Origin of the sequence: Methylobacterium oxalidis (assembly GCF_007992195.1) — a bacterium.
Classification (GTDB): Bacteria; Pseudomonadota; Alphaproteobacteria; order Rhizobiales; family Beijerinckiaceae; genus Methylobacterium; species Methylobacterium oxalidis.
Map to the genome: position 1 here is coordinate 1 of NZ_BJZU01000294.1, position 1,178 is coordinate 1,178.

The following is a 1,178-nucleotide window of genomic DNA, read 5'->3' on the forward strand; positions in this document are numbered from 1 at the left end:
GTCCCTCTCCCGGACGGGAGAGGGGACAAGCGCGGGCTGGTCCGGGCCGGCGGCTCCGGCCGGGGCGGTGCCGAGGGCGGTCGAGAGATCGGTCGTGACGTCGGTCATGGCGTGGCGCTCCCTCCCGGCACGGGCCTGCCGCCTCAGTGGTGATGGTGATGGTGGTGGTGGCCGGCTTCCGCCGCCGCCGTGTCCTTCGTGGCGTCCTGCGCCGTATCCCTGGCCGCGTCCCTGGCGGCCTCGCGGGCGGCGTAGGTGCGGGCCTCGACGTAGGCGAGCACGTCGGCCGCGTCGGCCTCCGAGAGCGAGAGGTTGGGCATGCGCACCGCCGGGTAGGCGCGGGCGAGCTCCTCGGCCGCCGGGTCGCCCGAGGCGCGCAGGCGCTGCGGGTCGGTGATGTAGGCGGTGAGCCAGTCGCGGCCGCGCCGGCCCGACAGGCCGATCAGGTCGGGGCCGACGCGCACGCCCCCGCCCACCGTGTGGCAGGCCGCGCAGGTCTTCAGGAACAGGCTCTGGCCGGGCAGGTCGGGGGCGAGGCTGGCCTCGCCGACATGCGCCTCGCCGACGTGAGCCTCGCCGACTTGGCCGCCGACATGCGCCTCGCCGACTTGGCCGCCGACGTGGCCGGCCGGGCTGCCGGCGCTGTAGGCGGGGTTCATGGCGCGGATGGTGGTGGCGAGCACGGTGAGGTCGCCGAAGGCGGAGTCGCGGGCCCACTCGCCGGTGGCGTCGTTGTAGAGCAGGAGGGTCCTGCTGTGCTCGACGAGCTTGCGGCTGCGCTCGCCCAGCTTGTGGCGCACGAGCGCGATGTCCTCGGGGGCGCCGGTGAGGAAGGTGAAGCCGGGGCCGACCCCGAAGGCGTCGGCGTAGTCCTTGAGGCGGGCGGGGGTGTCGGTGGCGGGGTCGATGGAGATGGCCACGAAGACCGGCTCGGACGCCGCGCCCGCCGCCTTGTCCTGGTTGAGCCTGTCCTGGTTGAGCCTGTCCTGCACCTGGGCGAGGCGGGCGGTGACGACGGGGCAGATGTCGCGGCAGCTCGTGTAGATGAAGGCGATGACGGCGATGCGGCCCTTGAGGACGTCGCTGTAGAAGCGGCGGCTGTTGCCGTCCTGGTCGGTCAGCCGCACGTCCGGCAGGTAGCCCGAACCCCACGGAGAGGCCGTGGACGCCCCCGCCGA

The 1,178-nt window shown here is 74.4% G+C and carries 1 protein-coding gene; it reads right to left on the reverse strand.

Going from position 1 to position 1,178, the window contains the following annotated elements; genetic code table 11:
• Nucleotides 1–143: 143 nt before the first annotated feature.
• A partial coding sequence (locus MOX02_RS30660) for an SCO family protein (RefSeq protein ID WP_147029519.1) occupies nt 144–1,178 on the reverse strand: 1,035 nt, incomplete at its 5' end.